This is a genomic window from Kiloniellales bacterium (assembly GCA_030064845.1).
Taxonomy (GTDB): Bacteria; Pseudomonadota; Alphaproteobacteria; order Kiloniellales; family JAKSDN01; genus JASJEC01.
This window is the reverse complement of sequence record JASJEC010000035.1, coordinates 1-17,493: the sequence shown is the minus strand read 5'-3', so window position 1 is coordinate 17,493 and position 17,493 is coordinate 1. Positions and strand designations below refer to the sequence as shown.

General features: G+C 68.6%; 7 protein-coding genes. 1 reads left to right on the top strand and 6 read right to left on the bottom strand.

Annotated features, from left to right (window positions below; all coding sequences use genetic code 11):
- A partial coding sequence (locus QNJ67_13775) for an MFS transporter (GenBank protein MDJ0610040.1) occupies positions 1–899 on the top strand: 899 nt, incomplete at its 5' end.
- Between the two features lie 12 nt (positions 900–911).
- Here QNJ67_13775 and QNJ67_13770 read toward each other — a convergent pair.
- From QNJ67_13770 to QNJ67_13745, 6 genes are all read right to left on the bottom strand, one after another.
- Positions 912–4,334 (bottom strand): FG-GAP repeat protein, encoded by a 3,423-nt coding sequence (locus QNJ67_13770; protein ID MDJ0610039.1) that lies wholly within the window; start codon positions 4,332–4,334, stop codon positions 912–914.
- Between the two features lie 213 nt (positions 4,335–4,547).
- On the bottom strand, positions 4,548–7,661 hold the full coding sequence (locus tag QNJ67_13765; protein MDJ0610038.1) for an FG-GAP repeat protein: 3,114 nt from the start codon (positions 7,659–7,661) through the stop codon (positions 4,548–4,550).
- 165 nt (positions 7,662–7,826) lie between these two features.
- Positions 7,827–11,123: an FG-GAP repeat protein gene (locus QNJ67_13760; protein MDJ0610037.1), complete on the bottom strand. Its 3,297-nt coding sequence runs from the start codon at positions 11,121–11,123 to the stop codon at positions 7,827–7,829.
- A 442-nt stretch (positions 11,124–11,565) separates the two neighbouring features.
- Positions 11,566–15,603, bottom strand: coding sequence for a hypothetical protein (locus QNJ67_13755; protein ID MDJ0610036.1), 4,038 nt, complete (start codon positions 15,601–15,603; stop codon positions 11,566–11,568).
- Positions 15,604–15,925: 322 nt separating this feature from the next.
- Positions 15,926–17,044 carry an acetoin dehydrogenase dihydrolipoyllysine-residue acetyltransferase subunit gene (locus tag QNJ67_13750; protein ID MDJ0610035.1) on the bottom strand — a complete coding sequence of 373 codons (1,119 nt, stop codon included), beginning with the start codon at positions 17,042–17,044 and terminating at the stop codon, positions 15,926–15,928.
- Positions 17,041–17,493 (bottom strand): transketolase C-terminal domain-containing protein (locus tag QNJ67_13745; GenBank protein MDJ0610034.1); only part of this gene is annotated, 453 nt, incomplete at its 5' end. The genes QNJ67_13745 and QNJ67_13750, both read right to left, overlap by 4 nt.

Sequence of the window (17,493 nt, the reverse complement as noted above, 5' to 3'; positions counted from 1 at the left end):
AGGTGACCCAGCCGTGGCACCTCTTCGCCGTCTTCGGCCTCTTGATCAGCACCGGCATGGCCGCGCACGACGTCGTCACGCTCTCGACCATTGCGCGGCAGTTCGACCGGCGCCGCGGCATGATGACCGGGGTGGTCAAGGTCGGCACCGCCCTGGGCCAGATCGCCGTGCCGCCCGTCGCCGCCCTGCTGATCGCGCTCAGCGACTGGCGCACGGCGCTCGTTGTCCTGGGCATCGGCGCCGTCGTGGTGCTGCAGGCCGCCGCCTGGCTGATGAAGGCGCCGCCGCCGCGGGCGCAAACCGTCGGCGCAACCCAATCCGCCGGCATGGATTTTCGCGAAGCCGCGCGCACGCCCACCTTGTGGATGCTCTGCGCCATCCAGTTCTCGTTCTTCTCGGCGCTCACGACGATCCCGCTGCACATCGTGGTGCACGGCATGGATCTCGGCATGACCCCGGCGGTCGCGGCGGGCCTGCTGTCGGTGCTGGGGGGCACCAGCATCGCCGGGCGTCTCGCGGTCGGGGCGGGGGTCGACCGCTTCGGCGGGCGGCGCACCCTGATGCTCTGCTTCCTGCCGCTGATCGCGAGCCTGCTCGCCTTCCTGGTGATCGCCGACACCCGGGCGCTGTTCGCCGCGGTGGCTCTCTACGGCTTCGCCCACGGCGGCTTCTTCACCGTGACCTCGCCCAACGTCGCCAACTACTTCGGCCTCAAGGCGCACGGCGCGATCTTCGGCCTGGTGATCTTCTGCGGCATGACCGGCGGCGCGGCCGGGCCGATCCTGGCCGGGCGGATCTTCGACGTCACGACGCGCTACGACCCGGCCTTCATGACCCTCGCCGTGCTGGCGGCCCTGGGCCTGCTGCTTTCCTGGAGACTGCCGGCGCCGGGCCGCTGAGGCCCTCGACCCTCACTCCGCGACGAAGATCGACAGCTCCTCGAGAGCGTGGCTGGTCTCCGGATCCAGCGACTGCTCCTCCTGGAGGAACAGCTCGACCGCGCTGGGCGTCACGTTGCGATGGCGCAGGAATACCGGGTCGCTGTCGTTGACGCTGACCACGTCGCCCACGACCACGGGGAACCGCCGGTCCGCCGTAAAGCCGAAGGGCGTCGCGGCCGGTTGGTCGTCGGCCGTTGCGCCGCCGGCCACGACCGCACGGCCGTCGCTGGTCGTCGCGCTGCCATGCTCGATCGCGATCCAGCCCAGGGTCTCGCTGCCGTGGCCGTCGCGCGGAGCCTCCGCCTCGTCCATCGCCAGCAGGAAGCCCAGGGACGTCAGGTCGGCCACCCGCGTGATCACGGGGTCGCCGTCGTTACGGGTCATGACCGAGGTGAAAACGGCCGGGCTGTCGGTGAAGGCGCTCGAAAAGCTGATCTCCTCCCAGCCCTCGCCCAGCAGAAGGTCGGTCTCCAGCCGGCCCGCTTCGACCGTCAGGCCCGCCAGGTCGTGCGCTCCCGCCTCGGCGACAAGGTAGAAGACCTGCTCCCCGCCGTGACTCTGGTCGAGATAGAGCCACTCCTCGTAGCGCAGCTCAAAGGACTCCGGTCCGACGTTGCGCAGGCGCACCACCCCGGGCTCGGCGCCGCGGGTCGAGACCGGCTTGGCCACCACGATGGGGTCGGTGTAGCGTCGGAACAGCGGCACCTTCGACCAGCCTCTGCCGACCCCGTCCACCACGCCCCACTCCATGGGCGCGGCAAACTCGGGCGCCAGCCGGCGCAGGGCGACGGTGTCGGGCCCAATGCCGCTGACATCCTGCGCGAACAGCTGCCCGCCCAAGAACAGCACGGAGAGTTTCTCTCTGAGATGGCCGGTCTCCGGGTCCTGCGAGACCTCCTCCTCGAGCTTGAGGGTCGCGCTCAGGATCGGGACGAAGCGATGATCGGCCGAGAGCGACTGCAGGCTATAGGGGATGCCGCCAATGGTGCCCGAGCCTTGCGGGCTGTAGACCGCCAGGTAGCCCACCTGCTCGATCGTATGGCCGCTCCGCATCAGGTTCTCCTCCTCGAACAGCGCCGCCTCGAAGCCGCCCGCCGTGACGTTGCGCGCCCGTACGGTGACCGGATCGGCGCCCCTGAAGGTCTGAACGGTGAGGAACAGCGCCGGAGGCGCGGGGAAGGGCTCGGTGAAAGTTTCGGCCTGCCAGGCCCTGAGGCCGCTCAGGGGGAAGGTGCCCGCCTCCCAGAGGCTGCCGTCCGGCACCTCATGACGGCCAGCCGGCCAGACCGTGTAACTAAGCTCTTCTCCCATGTGCGCGCCGTCGAGGTAGGCCCACTCCTGGAATTTCGCCTCGAAGCTGTCGTGGCGCACATCGCGCAGACGCAAGATACCGGGTTCACTGTCGTGAAAAGTCGGCGGGCCGGCGATGACAACCGGATCCTGCCCCACCAATTGAACCGACGTCGTCTTCCAAGTCTCGTCGACCGTAATGCGATCTAGGACACCAAACAGCTCATAGACATAGGCTGAGCCGGAGTTCAAGCCCGCGTAATCATCGCCAAATGCTCCCACAATAACGATTCCGTCGCTGATATCGACAGAGTATCCGAATGCAGCCGCCGGGCCGTCACTCGCTGTCAGCTTGGCCTTTTCGATCCAGGCCGGACCACTGCGCTGGAACACATAGGTCGAGCCGGAACTGTTGCCGGCATCATCATCGTCGCCAAATGCTCCCACGGCCACGGTGTCGTCGCTGATCGCCACAGAGTCCCCGAATCTGTCGTCCGTCGAGCCGTCACTCGCCGTAAGTTTGGCCTGCTCGGTCCAGGTCGTCCCGCTGCGCTGGAAGATGTAGGCAGAGCCGGAGTCGGTGGTAGCGCCATCACCGCGAGCCGCACCCACCACGATAGTGTCGCCGCTGATCGTGACGGATGAACCGAAGATGTCGCTTTCTGCCCCGTCGCTCGCCAGGAGTTTCGCCTTCTCGATCCAAGCCGTTCCGTTGCGTTGGAACACATAGGCCGCGCCGACCAAGCTATCTGATTTACCGTGGAACTGCGCCCCCACCACCACGGTGTCGCTGCTAATGGCGACGGTACAGCCGAACTCGTCGTTTACCGCGCCATCGCTGGCCAAGAGCTTGGCTTGCTCGGTCCAGACCGTGCCGTTGCGCTGGAACACGTAAGCCGAGCCGGATTCGGAGCCCGAGTCATCGTCTTCATGCGCGCCTACTACGACGGTGTCACCGCTGATCGCGACAGAAATCCCAAAACGGTCGCCCGCCGCGCCGTCACTCGCCGTCAGCTTGGCCTGCTCGCTCCATGCGGTGCCGCTTCGCTGAAACACATAGGCCGAGCCGGAGTTGGAGCCCGCGTCGTCGTCCTGAAACGCGCCAGCTACCACGGTGTCGCCGCTGATCGCGACAGAAATTCCAAGACCGGCGCCCGCCGCGACGCCGCTCGCCGTGAGCTCGGCCTGCTCGGTCCAGTTTGTGCCGCTGCGCTGGAATACGTAGGCCGCGCCAGAGTTCGAGCCTACAGTATCGTCGCCCCATGCGCCCACAATTGCGGTGTCTCCGCCGATTACGACAGAGGTCCCGAAAAAGTCGTTCATCGCGCCATCGCTCGCCGTCAGCTTGGTCTCGCTGCTGAGCAGCGGGTCGATGGTCAGCGGGTAGACCGCGTCGCCATCGGCCACGTGGATGGCCAGGCGCCGGCCGGCCATGTGGAGCCGGGCCGGCAGCGCGCGGCCGGTCGCGTCGTAGGCATAGAGGCCGTGGTAGGACAGCACCACCGCGCCTGCCGCGTCATCCCAACGCAGGTCGCGTCCGTCCGGGCCCAGCACCGGCGCGAGGTTGCCGGACAGCCCCAGCACCAGCCTCAGGTCGCCCGCATCCCGGTCTGTTCCCGGCGGCGGCGCGGCCAGGGTGAAGCCCTGCTCCAGGCCGAGCGGGCCGTTGACGTACCATTCGCTCAGCAGCGGCGCCTCAGCCGTCCCGCCACGGCGGTACTCGATCCGGTTGCCCTCGGCCACGAGGCTGGTGAGTGGCGCCTGCCGGATATCCGCACCGCGGCCGTAGCCCTGCAGCCGCAAGCCCAGCCGCCAATCCGACCCGCTCTGCGATTGTACCGCCGGGCCATCCGGCTCGAACAGCACCGTCAGGCCGTGGGCCTCGTTCTCGGCCCGGTAGGAGGGGGCCCGGCCATCGAGCACGGCCGCGTCATAGCGGGTCGGCGCGTCCCGCTGGATCGCCATCACCAGCGCCGGGTAGAGACCGGCCGGCAGCTTCCCTTTGCTGCCTCTATCGGACTCTGCTGAACGAAGGGACTGCGCAGACAAGAGAATGCTCGCCGCCAGCACGCATGCGGCGGTCCCCAGACCTCGACCAAGCATTTTTCTTCTCCCAAATTCGGTCGCTCCGCCTTGAGCCGACCGCAAACAAACGCCTTGCTATGAAAAGATCTGTTTCAAGTTACCGACTACTATGAAGAAAAGAATGACTTGTCGGGCGGCGATGCGCAACGGCAGACCCTATTTCCCGGGTCTCCCTTGCCGTTAGCCGGGGTGAGTCGCTTGTCCCCAAAGAGGCTCTAGCGATTATGCCCCTCACTCGGCGACGAAGATCGACAGCTCTTCGAGGACGTGTTTCACCTCCTTGTCGAAGGACCGCTCTTCCTGGACGAAGAGCTCGACCGAGCTGGGCGTCAGGTTTCGGTAGCGCAGGAAGACCGGGTCTTTGCCTGATGTCGTGGCGATGTCGCCCAGCAGCACCGGGAACATTCGGTCGAAGCTCCGACCGAAGGGGTTGGCGGTCGAGCGATGGGTGGCCGCGCCGTCGAAAACCAGAACGTCGCGCCCGTCGCTGGTCGTCGTATCGCCCTTTTCGATCGCGATCCAGCCGAGCGTCTCGCTGACGTGGCTTTTGCCGTTGGCCTGCTGCTCCTGCATGGTCACCGAGAAGCCCAAGGCCGTCGCGTCCGCAAGGCGCGTGGTCACCGCATCGGCGCCCGCGTCGGTCTGCACCGACGTGAACACCGCCGGCGGGGCCGCGAAGCTCGCCGCGAAGGCCACCGTCTCGAAGCCGTCGCCCAGGAGCCTGTCCGTTTCGAGCGTGCCGGCCTCCACCAGCAGCCCGTCGAGATCGTGGCTGCCCGCCTCGGCGACCATGTAGAACACCCGCTCAGCGGCGCCGTGCTTGCCGCCGAGGTAGTCCCATTCCTGGTAGCGCAGCTGAAACGACCCGCCGGTCACGTTGCGGAGCCGGATCACCCCGGGATCGGCGCCCTTGGCCGAGACCGGCCGGGCCACGACCACGGGATTCAGGTAGCGCCGGGCCAGCGGCACCGTGGTCCAGGCATCGGTCACGCCGTCCACCGTGCCCCACTCCAGGGGGGCGCTGAACTCGGGCGCCAGGCGGCGCAGGGCCGCCGGGTCCGCGTCGTTGGTCGAGACGTCCTGGGCGAAGAGTTGCGCCCCAAGGGCGAGCACCGCGAGGCTCTCGCCGGCGTGCGCGGTCTCGCCATCCGCCGACCTCTCTTCCTCTGCACTCAGCGTCCACCCCAGCACCGGGGCGAAGCGCCGGTCGACCGTCGGCGACTGCAGCAGGTAGGGCAGCCCACCACCGAAATGCAGCGGGATCGAGCCCGAGCCTTGCGGACTGTAGACCGCCAGGTAGCCGATGTCCTCGGTCGAGTGGCCGGAGCCCATCTGGCTCTCCTGCTCGAACAGCGCCGCCTCGAAGCCGGCGGCCGTGACGTTGCGGGCCCGCACGGTCACGGCGTCGCCGCCCCGGGCCGTTTGGCCGCTTAGGAAGAGGGCCGGCGGTCCCGGGAAGGCCTCACCGAAGGACTCGGTCTGAAAGACGCCGGTGCCGCCCAGGGGGAACGTGCCGGCCTCCCAGATGCTGCCGTCCGGCTGTTCATAACGCCCGGCCTCGATGACCAGATAGGGCAGGTCTTCCTCGGCATGCGAGCCGTCGAGATAGGGCCATTCCTGGAAGCGGGCCTCGAAGCTGTCGGCGCCGACGAGGCGCAGGCGCGCCACGCCGGGCTCCAGGCCGCGCCGTGTCGGCGGACCGGCGATGACCACCGGATCGGCGAAGAGGACGGGAAGCGCCACCGTCCGCCAGGAATCGGCGACGGCGGCTTGATCCAGAACACCGATGACTTCGAACACGTAGGCCGAGCCGGAACTGATGCCCGCGTCATCGTCGAGAACCGCTCCCACCAGCGCGGTGTCGCCGCTGATCGCGACGGAGCGCCCGAACCAGTCGTCGGCTGCCCCGTCGCCCGCCGTCAGCTTGGCCTGCTCGCTCCAGGCCGTGCCGTTGCGCTGGAACACGTAGGCCGAGCCGGAACTGTTGCCCGCGTCATCGTCGAGAAGTGCCCCGGCCACCACGGTGTCGCCGCTGATCGCGACGGACCGGCCGAACTCGTCACCCGCCGCCGCATCGCCCGCCGTCAGCTTGGCCTGTTCGTTCCAAGTGGTGCCGTTGCGCTGAAACACATAGGCCGAGCCGGAACTGATGCCCGCGTCATCGTCGCGATACGCCCCCACGACCACGGTGTCGCCGCTGATCGCGACGGAGAATCCGAAGAGATCTTCCGCCGCCGCGTCGCCCGCCGTCAGCTTGGCCTGCTCGCTCCAGGCCGTGCCGTTGCGCTGGAAGACGTAGGCCGAACCGGAACTGTTGCCCGCGTCATCGTCGCGATACGCCCCCACGACCACGGTGTCGCCGCTGATCGCGACGGAGGATCCGAAGAAGTCTTCCGCCGCCGCGTCGCTCGCCGTCAGCTTGGCCTGCTCGCTCCAGGCCGTGCCGCTGCGCTGGAACACGTAGGCCGAGCCGGACTGCTGTAAGCCCGCGTCTTCGTCGCCACCCGCCCCCACCACCACGGTGTTGCCGCTGATCGCGACGGACCGCCCGAACCCGTCATTCGCCGCCGCGTCGCCCGCCGTCAGCTTGGTCTCGCGGCTGAGCAGCGGATCGATGGTGAGCGGGTAGACAGCGTCATGGTCGGATACCTGGATGGCCAGGCGCCGGCCGTCGAGGTGCAGCCGCGCCGGCAGCGCGCGGCCGGTCGCGTCATAGGCATAGAGGCCGTGGTAGGACAGAACCGCCGTGCCGGCCGCATCCTCGAGGCGCAGGTCGCGTCCGTCCGCGCTCAGCGCCGGCGCGAGACCGCCGGTCACCTCCAGCACCACCCGCAGGTCGCCCGCGCCCCGCCCCGCTCCCGGCGGCGGCGCGGCCAGGGTGAAACCCTGCTCCACGCCGAGCGGGCCGTTGACGTACCATTCGCTCAGCAGCGGCGCCTCGGCCGAGCCGCCGCGGCGGTACTCGACCCGGTTGCCCTCGGCCACGAGGCTGGTGAGCGGCGCCCGCCGGATGTCCGCGCCGCGTCCATAGCCTTCCAGCCGCAGGCCCAGCCGCCAGGCCGGTCCGCCTCGCGTTTCCACGATTGGGCCCTCAGGCTCGAACAGAACCGTCAGGCCGTGGGCCTCGTTCTCGGCCCGGTAGGCGGGGGTCCGGGCATCGAGCGCGGCCGCGTCGTAATGGGCCGGCGCGTCGCGCTGGATCGCCATGATCAGCGCCGGATAGAGATCCGCCGGCAGCCGCTCTTCGCTGCTTCTCTCGGACGCTGCGGAATGAACGGGCTGACCCGCCCAACACAAAAACGCCGCCAGCACGCGTGCGGCGGCCCCCGGACCTCGACCAAGCATTTTTTTCTTCCCCCTGTCCGGTCGCCCGCTCCCAGCCGACCGCAATGAAACACTTCGCTGTGAAAACGCCCTTCTTGAATCACCGGCAACTTTCCTAACGAGAATGACTCTTTGGGAATCACCACGCAACTCTAGCCCCTATTCCGGCTCCAGTGACCATGCCCCTCACTCGGCGACGAAGATCGACAGCTCTTCGAGGACGTGGTCCGTCTCGGCGTCGAAGGACTGCTCCTCCTGGAGGAACAGTTGGACCGAGCTGGGGGTCAGGTTCTGGTAGCGCATGAACACGGGGTCGCCGCCCGCGGTCGAGGCGATGTCGCCCAGCAGCACCGGGAACCGCCGGTTGAACACCTGGCCGAAGGGGATGGCGGTCGGCTGATCGGTCGCCGCGCCGTCGAACACCAGGACGTCGCGTCCGTCCGTCGTCGTCGTCGCGCCGCGTTCGATCGCGATCCAGCCGATCGTCTCGCTGATGTGGAAATCGCCGGTGGCCTGCTCCTCCTGCATGGTCACCGAGAAGCCCAAGGCCGTGACGCCGGCCAGACGCGTCGTCACCGCATCGGAGCCCCGGGCGTTCTGGACCGTGGAGAACACCGCCGGCCGGTCCGCGAAGGTTGCCGCGAACCCGACCGTCTCGAAACCGTCGCCCAGCAGCCTGTCCGTAACGAGCGTGCCGGCCTCGACCAGAAGCCCGTCGAGGTCGTGGCTGCCCGCCTCGGCGACCATGTAGAACACCCGCTCGGGCGCATGCGTGCCGTCCAGATAGTTCCACTCCTGGTATCTGAGGTCGAAGGCGTTGCCGGTCACGTTGCCGAGCCGGATCACCCCGGGATCGGCGCCGTTGGCCGAGACCGGCCGGGCCACGACGACCGGATTCAGATAGTGCCGGGCGAGCGGCACGGTGGTCCAGGCATTGGTCACGCCGTCCACCGTGCCCCACTCCAGGGGCGCGCCGAATTCCGGCGCCAGTCGGCGCAGGGCCGCCGGGTCCGCGCCGTTCGTCGAGACGTCCTGGGCGAAGAGCTGTCCTCCGAGGGCGAGCACCGCGAGGCTCTCGCTGGCGTGCGCCGTCTCGCCATCCTCCGACTTCTCTTCCTCCGCGTTCAACGCCCAGCTCAGCACCGGGGTGAACCGCCGGTCGACAGTCGGGGATTGCAGCAGGTACGGCACCGTCCCTCCAAGCAGTGGGATCGAGCCCGAGCCTTGCGGGTTGTAGATCGCCAGGTAGCCGACCTCCTCGTTCGTGTGGCCGGAGCCCATCTGGTCCTCCTGCTCGAACAGCGCCGCCTCGAAGCCGGCCGCCGTGACGTTGCGCGCCCGCACGGTCACCGCGTCAGCGCCCCGGGCCGTCTGGCCGCTCAGGAAGAGGGCCGGCGGCCCCGGGAAAGGCTGGCTGAAGAACTCCTCATGAAAGACGCCGGTGCCGCCCAAGGGAAAGGTTCCGGCCTCCCAGATGCTGCCGTCCGGCATGACCTGCCGGCCGGCCTCCATGACCAGGTAGGGCAGGTCTTCCTCGGCGTGGACACCGTCGAGATAGGGCCACTCCTGGAAGCGGGCCTGGAAGCTGTCGGTGCCGACGAGGCGCAGGCGCACCACGCCGGGCTGCCGGCCGTGGAAGGTCGGCGGGCCGGCGATGACCACCGGATCGGCGAAGGGGACCGGAAGCGGCACCGTCTGCCAGGAATCGGCGACGGCGACGTGATCCAGAACGAAGAAGAATTCGAACAGGTAGGCCGAGCCGGACGCGTTGCCCGCGTCATCGTCCTGATACGCCCCCGCCACCACAGTGTCGCCGCTGATCGCGACGGTCTGCCCGAAAAAGTCACCCTGCGCTCCGTCGCCCGCCGTCAGCTTGGCCTGCTCGCTCCAGGCCGTGCCGACGCGCCGGAACACGTACGCCGAGCCGGAGTCCGAGCCCAAGTCATCGTCGCGAAACGCCCCCACCACCACGGCGTCGCCGCTGATCCCGACGGACTCCCCAAAAATGTCGTCCGCCGCGCCGTCGCTCGCCGTCAGCTTGGCCTGCTCGCTCCAGGCGGTGCCGCTGCGCTGGAACACGTAGGCCGAGCCGGAGTTCGAGCCCGTGTCATCGTCCTGGGGCGCCCCCGCCACCACGGTGTCGCCGCTGATCCCGACGGAAGTTCCGAACAGGTCAAGCGATGCGCCGTCGCCCGCCGTCAGCTTGGCCTGCTCGCTCCAGGCCGTGCCGCTGCGCTGGAACACGTAGGCCGAGCCGGATGCAGAACCCGCGTCGTCGTCACCGCGCGCGCCCACCACCGCAGTGTTGCCGCTGATCGCGACGGACCACCCGAACAGGTCGCTCGCCGCGCCGTCGCCCGCGGTCAGCTTGGCCTGCTCGCTCCAGGCCGTGCCGCTGCGCTGGAACACGTAGGCCGAGCCGGAATTGCTGCCCGCGTCATTGTCGACATATGCCCCCACCACAACGGTGTCGCCACTGATCGCGACGGACCACCCGAACGCATCGCCTGCCGCCGCGTCGCCCGCCGTCAGCTTGGCTTGTTCGCTCCAGGCCGTGCCGCTGCGCTGGAACACGTAGGCTGAGCCGGAGTTCGAGCCCGTGTCATCGTCCTGAGGCGCACCTGCCACCACGGTGTCGCCGCTGATCGCGACGGACTGCCCAAAGGAGTCGCCCACCGCGCCGTCGCTCGCCGTCAGCTTGGCCTGCTCGCTCCAGGCCGCGCCGCTGCGCTGGAAGACGTAGGCCGAGCCGGAACTGAAGCCCGCGTCGTCGTCGCCAACCGCCCCCACCACCACGGTGTCGCCGCTGATCGCGACGGAATACCCGAACTGATCACCCATCGCCGCGTCACCCGCTGTGAGTTTGGTCTGGCGGCTGAGCAGCGGGTCGATGGTCAGCGGGTAGACCGCGCCGCTGTCGGCCACGTGGATGGTCAGGCGCTGCCCTGCCAGGAGCAGTCGCGCCGGCAGCGCGCGGCCGGTCGCGTCATAGGCATAGAGGCCGTGGTAGGACAGCACCATCGCGCCCGCCGCATCCTCGAGGCGCAGGTCGCGTCCGTCCGCGTTCAGCGCCGGCTCGAGGCCGCCGGACAGCCCCAGCACCAGCCTCAGGTCGCCCGCGCCCCGCTCCGCACCCGGCGGCGGCGCGGCCAGGGTGAAGCCCTGCTCCAGGCCGAGCGCTCCGTTGACGTACCACTCGCTCAGCAGAGGCGCCTCGGCGGTGCCGCCCCGGCGGTATTCGACCCGGTTGCCCTCGGCCACGAGGTTGGTGAGCGGCGCCGGGCGGATGTCCGCGCCGCGTCCATAGCCCTCCAGCCGCAGGCCCAGCCGCCAGGCCGGTCCGCCCCGCGTTTCCACGATTGGGCCCTCAGGCTCGAACAGAACCGTCAGGCCGTGGGCCTCGTTCTCGGCCCGGTAGGTGGGGGCCAGGCCCTCGAGCGCGGCCACGTCGTAGTCGGCCGGCGCGTCGCGCTGGATCGCCATGACCAGCGTCGGATAGAGACCCGCCGGCAGCCGCTCTTCGCTGCCTACATCAGACTCTGCGGAACGAACAGACTGCGCCGACAAAAGAACACACGCCGCCAACACGCGTGCGGCGGCCACCGGACCTCGGCCTAGCATTTTTCTTCCCCCATTTTCGGCCGACTCGCTCCGAGCCGACCGCAATGAAACGCCTTGCTATGAAAAAATTGGATCTAATTTTTGCTGCTTACCGGAGCTAGAGTGACTCCTTGAGAGGAGATTTGCAAATTTGGCCCCGCACGCGCCGCCTTCGACCTAGAGCGGATCATGTTTGGATGGAACCACTTCGTGGTTGCCAACCAAACATGTGAACCCGCTCTACATCCTGGGTTTAGAGCAGATTCACCGGGTTTGACGGATCGCCTCCGGCGATTCAGTCAAACCCGGATCTGCTCTAGGTCTCTTACTCCGCGGCGAAGATCGATATGCGCTCGTTGCCGTGGCCCGTCTCGGCGTCGAAGGACTGCTCCTCCTGGAGGAAGAACTGGACCGAGCTGGGCGTCAGGTTGTTGTAGCGCAGGAACACCGGATCGCTGCCCTGGGTCGTGGCGATGTCGCCGACGAGCACCGGAAAGAGCCGGTTGAAGCTCTGGCCGAAGGAGATGAGCAAGGGGGTGTTGCTGACGGTGCTTTCGCTCACCACGACGTCGCGTCCGTCCGTGGTGGTCGTGCTGCCCCGTTCGAGCGCGATCCAGCCGAGCGTTTCGGTGCCATGGGCGCCGCCGGCCTGCTCCTCCTGCATGGTGATCGAGAAGCCGAGCGCCGAGGCGAGGCCCAAGCGCGTGGTCACGGCATCCTCGTCATCGTTGGTCTGGACCGAGCTGAAGAGGGCCGGACGGTCGGGGAAGGTCGCCCCGAAGGTGACCGTCTCCGAGCCGCTGCCCAGTACCAGGTTCGTGTCGAGCGTGCCCGCCTCCAGCGTGAGCCCGTCCAGGTCGAAGGCGCCGGCATCGGCGACCATATAGAACACGCGTTCCCTGGTGTGGTTGCCGTCGAGATAGTCCCACTCCTGGTAACGCAGGTCGAAGGCGTTGGCGGTCACGTTGCGGAGCCGGATCACCCCGGGATCGGTGCCCTTGGCCGAAACCGGCCGGGCCACGACCACCGGATTCAGGTAGTTCCTGGCGAGCGGCACCGTGGTCCAGGCGCCGGTCACGCCGTCCACCGTGCCCCATTCCATGGACTGACCGCCCGCGGCCAGGGCCCCGAGGCTGATGCCGCCGGTGGCGCTGACCGCGCCGGCGAAGGAGAAGAGGCCGGTCGCCGGATCGATGGTCACCAATCGGCCGCCGTCGGTCGCCGTGCCTTGGGCTCGCGCGGTGCCGCCGAACAGCGTACCGGCGAAGAAGCGAAGGCTGACGACGCCGCCGGAAGGTGGCGTCCCGGTGGCGTCTACAATCGGGGCCACGAAGGTGGCGGCGCCGGTCGAGGGATCGATCGTGTAGAGGCCGGGGCTGTCGGCCCCCGCGCCGCGCGCCCTGCGCGCGCCCCAAAGGGTTCCCGAATCATCGAAGGCGAGGCCCGCCATGCCCTCGATCGTGCAGGACCCGCCGCCGCTCGTGGGAATCGTCACGCCGGTGCAGGTCCCGAAGGGGCCGATCACCGTCGTGGCCGCCGTCGTCTCGTCGATGACCGCCAAATGGTCCGGGCCGGTCCCGCCGGCGCCCGCTATGTTCACGGCGGCGAACAGGGTGCCATCGGATGCGAACTCGAGGCCGCTGATCGCGGCGATTCCGAGTCCGGTGTCTCCGACCAGGGTGGCGGCGCCCGTCGCCGGGTCGATCCTGTGCAGGTTCGGGTTACCGCCGCCCTGGCCGGCGTACATGATCCCGGTCTTGGGATTCACCGCCAGCGAGGGAAGGCTGCTCACGCCGGTCGGACCAATCACCGTGCTGACGCCGGTCGCCGTGTCGACCGCGAGCAGGTTGCCGCCACCGGCGTCCGTCCCGAAGAGGGCCGTTGGCGAGGCGGTAGGCACAAACGCTGGCACGAACTCCGGCGCCAGGCGGCGCAGGGCCGCGGTGTCCAGGCCGTTGGTCGAGACATCCTGTGCGAAGAGTTGCGCCCCGAGCGCGAGGACCGCGAGAGTCTCCGTGGCGTGCGCCGTCTCGCTATCCTGCGATCTCTCTTCCTCCGCCCTCAGCGCCCAGCTCAGCACCGGTACGAAGCGCTGGTTGACCGTCGGCGACTGCAGCAGGTAGGGCGCCGTGCCGCCGCCCGTCCCGATCGCGGGCGCGGCGCCAAGCACCGGGATCGAGCCCGAGCCCGCGGGGCTGTAAACCGCCAGGTAGCCGATGTCCTCGGTCGAGTGGCCGGAGCCCATCTGGCTCTCCTGCTCGAACAGCGCCGCGTCGAAACCGGTCGCCGTGACGTTGCGCGCCCGCACGGTCACCGCGGCAAGACCCCGGAAAGTCTGCCCGGTCAGAAAGAGCGCCGGCCGGCCCGGGAGGGTCTGGGTGAAGGACTGTGTCTCAAAGACGCCGGTGCCGCCCAGGGGGAAGGTGCCGGCCTCCCAGATGCTGCCATCCGGCATGACGTGCCGGCCGGCCTCGATGACCAGGTAGGGCAGGTCTTCCTCGGCGTGCACGCCGTCGAGATAGGGCCACTCCTGGAAGCGGGCCTGGAAGCTGTTGCCCAACACTTGGCGTACGCGCACGACGCCCGGTTGCTTGCCGTGGAAGGTCGGCGGACCGGCGATCACCACCGGATCCGCGAAGGTGACGGGAAGCGGCACCGTCTTGAAGTCGTCGTCGATCGCCGTCTGTGCCACGAGCACCTGGGGCGCCTGCCCGCAGGAGTCGAACTTGAAGGACGTGACACGGGTCTGCCAGAAACCCGATGCGGGCATGTATTCGTTGGTGTGCCAGAACGTGCAGCCGTCCGTGGGGTCCACGCTCATGGAGCCGTAGTCGCCCCAGCGCGAGGCAAAGGTCTGCGACCCGGTGCCGGCGATCAGGCTCGTCTCGGGCTGGGTCATCACGCCGAGCGGATCGCCCGCCTGGCGGCCCGTGTAGCGCATCGAGGGAAAAACCGTCGAGCTCGAGACGCTGTAACCCAGGGCGATGTTGCCCTGATCGTCCATGGCGATGCTGCCCAGCCAGCGGTTCGTGCTGTCCGGCGAATGGGTGCCTTCCTGGTAGAGGCCCCAGGGCGAGGAACCATCCTTGCGCAGCTCGAACCAGCGGATCCCGCCGCGGTCGGAGCCGTCCACGTCGGTCGTGAGGTTCCCCACTAGGGTCTCGTGGGTCCCGAAGTTGCGATACTGCAGCCGCCACATGATGGTTTGCTGCACGGGATCGAGCGTGACCGTGGTGCCCGGCTGCGGAAAGCAGAAGAACTGGTTGAGCCCGCAGAGATCGGAATCGAATTCCGATACCGCTATGTTCAGCGGTCCCGTGAAGGTCGAGTTCGCCGGCGTGGTGAAATCGACGTCGAACTCCCAGACCTCCAGGAAGTCCGTGGTCGGATTGGGGCTGACGTTGTGCGCCTCGTCGTCGCGGTGGCGCATGAAGTAGGCCGGCGCGTTCGCCGGCGGCGGCGTCGCCCCGTCGAGATCGCCGGGGATCAGCGCCTGGAAGCCGAAGCCCGCCAAGTCCGGCGCGGAAAAGCGCTGCACGGCGGCCGGCAGGCCGGCCAGCATGGCGTTCCGGTCGAGCGCATAGACCGCCGGGCTCGCCTCGTTGGTCGAGACGTAGTAGGCGTCGGGCCAGACACCATACTTGGGATAATCGGGGAAGCCGGGCGTCGGGAACTCGTAGCGGTACCAGCCGGTGGTCACCGGATCCGGCGTCTGCGAAATGTAGACGCAGAGCGCGTTGGCGGAACCGGAGAACTCGCTCAGCAGCCAGCGGTCGGCGAGCCGGTCGTAGAGCACGATCGGGTCGCCCAGACCGTCGGCGCAGTTGCCGCCCGTAACGAGGGTATCGAGCGCGAAGGGACCGGCCAGCAGCCCACCGCTCTTGTCGTAGATCGCGACATCGCTGCCGCTGGCGCTGTTGACCATCTGGATGAAGTGATTGGGCCCGACGTCGCCGACCGTATCCGGCGGCACGACGCCGGTGAAGGCGATCCCCTCGAAGTTCTGTTCCGGTGTCGTGAAGACACGGGACTCCGCGTCCAGCGGGACCTGCTCCGGCGGCTCCGGAAGCAGGTCGGCGTCCGGCAAGGCGGGACCCGGCGCTGACTGATCGAGCGGCGGCCGCGGGTACACGCGTTTGGGGACTTCGCGAACAGGATCGCCCGGTTTCCAGGCCTTCGCTCTCGGCAGATCGCGCAGGTCGCCGTCGAAAACATCCGGCATCGCGGGCGCGCTGGCCTCGGCGCCCTTGTGGACCCGCGGCTCGGAAGCCGAGGCCCAGGCATTCGTTGTCAGGGAAAAGGTGAAACCGGCTCCGAGGAGCGCGACGACCGCGGCCCCCCTTGCTGTCTTGAAGATTTGCATGACGCCTTCCTAGTTTCTCCGAGCGCCGTTCGTGCCCCCACGGCGCAGCTGCCCCCGTCGAAACCAAAGGAGATCCTGGCGGTCCTCAATTCAAAAAAAGCGACTCGTGAAACAATGATCCGGCCGCCTGGATCTGCACGAGCATCATAGGCCCGCGGTCAGTGGCTGCTTTGATCCCGATCAATGTAGCGAGCAAACGGGATCCGCTTCGGCGCAGCGCCCAATTCTACTCCGCGACGAAAATCGATATGCGCTCCCTGCCGTGGCTCGTCTCGGCGTCGAAGGACTGCTCCTCCTGGCGGGCGCAACCCGATCGGCAGACTCAGCCCGCTATCGCGCCGATCAGGCGGTTGACCTCGGCGGCGGCTTCCATGTGGGGCATGTGGCCGACGTCGCCGAGAACATGGACCTCGACGCTCGCCGGCAGCGCCTCGGCGTGCTCGGGCGGCACGACCTTGTCCGCGCGGCCCCAGATCGCCTGGGCCGGGACCGAGAGCCCGGCGAGCCGGCCGGCCAGCCCTTCCTGCTGCCTGCCCCCGGGGAAGAGCGCCTGGGCGAGCGACCTCAGCGCCCGCTCGACGCCGTCGAGTCGCTTGTACTTGAGCACGTCGTTGACCATGTCGCGGCTGATCAGCATGGGGTCGGCGACCAGGAGCTCGAGCACGGCCTTCATCTCCTTGCGCCGACCGGCCTCGATGAAGCCGCCGATGTAGTCCATGTTGATCTCCGGCCCCAGGCCGCCCGGCGCGATCAGGGTGAGGGAGGCGACCCGCTCCGGCCGGTCGAGCGCGAAGGCGAGGCCGAGCGCCCCGCCCATGGAGTGGCCGACGAGGTGGGCGGCCTCGATTCCCTGGGCATCGAGGAAGGCGCCGAGCGCATCGGCCAGACCCGCCATGTCCGGCTCGCCCAGGTCCTTGCTGGACCGGCCGTGTCCCGGCAGGTCGAGCGCGTAGACCCGGTGGGTCTCCGACAGGACGGGCTGGGTGAAGAGCCAGTTGTTGAGGTCGCCGCCGAAGCCGTGGATCAGGACGATGGGCGGTCCCTCGGCTTCGCCGGTCGCCAGGTAGTTGATCTGATAACCAGCGGCCGCGACGATCTCCGGTTCCGGCGCCGCTTCCGCGGCCGCCTCGGCGGCGACCGCGAACTCGGCCTGGAAGCGCTCGATGAAGGCGTCGATCTCGGCTTCGGACACCGACTCCGGCGCGACCACGCCCAGGAGGGCGCCGACCGGGACCGTGTCGCCCTCCTGTACGATGCAGCGGCGCAGCAGGCCGCCGGCCGGGCTCTCGAAGACGTTGGTGATCTTGGTGGTCTCGATCTCCAGGATCTCCTGGCCCGCCTCGACCGCCTCGCCCTCGCCGGACTCCCAGGCGACCACCTTGCCCTCTTCCATGGCCAAGCCCCACTTGGGCATGGTGATCGCCTGGATCTCCTCGCTCATGCGCCGTTGCCCATGACCGAGCGGACCTCGGTTTCGATCTTCGCCGGCGTCGGGATGTAGAGGTCCTCCAGCTCCGGCGCGAAGGGCACGGGCGTGTGCGGCGGGGTCACCATCTTGACCGGCGCCTTGAGCGCCCCGAAGACGTTCTGGCAGACCAGCGCCGAGATGTCGGTCGCCAGGCTGCAGCGCGGGTTGGCCTCGTCGACCACGACCAGCCGCCCGGTCTCCTCGACCGATTCGAGGATCGAGTCCTCGTCGAGCGGCGAGGTGGTGCGCGGGTCGATCACGGTGCAGGAGATGCCGTCCTTCTCCAGCACGTCGGCCGCTTCGTTGGCGAACTTCACCATGCGGCCGAAGGCGACGATGGTCGCGTCCTCGCCCTCGCGGGTCAGGTTGGCCTCGCCGAAGGGGATGGTGTAGGGCTCGTCGGGCACCTCCTCCTCGTCGTC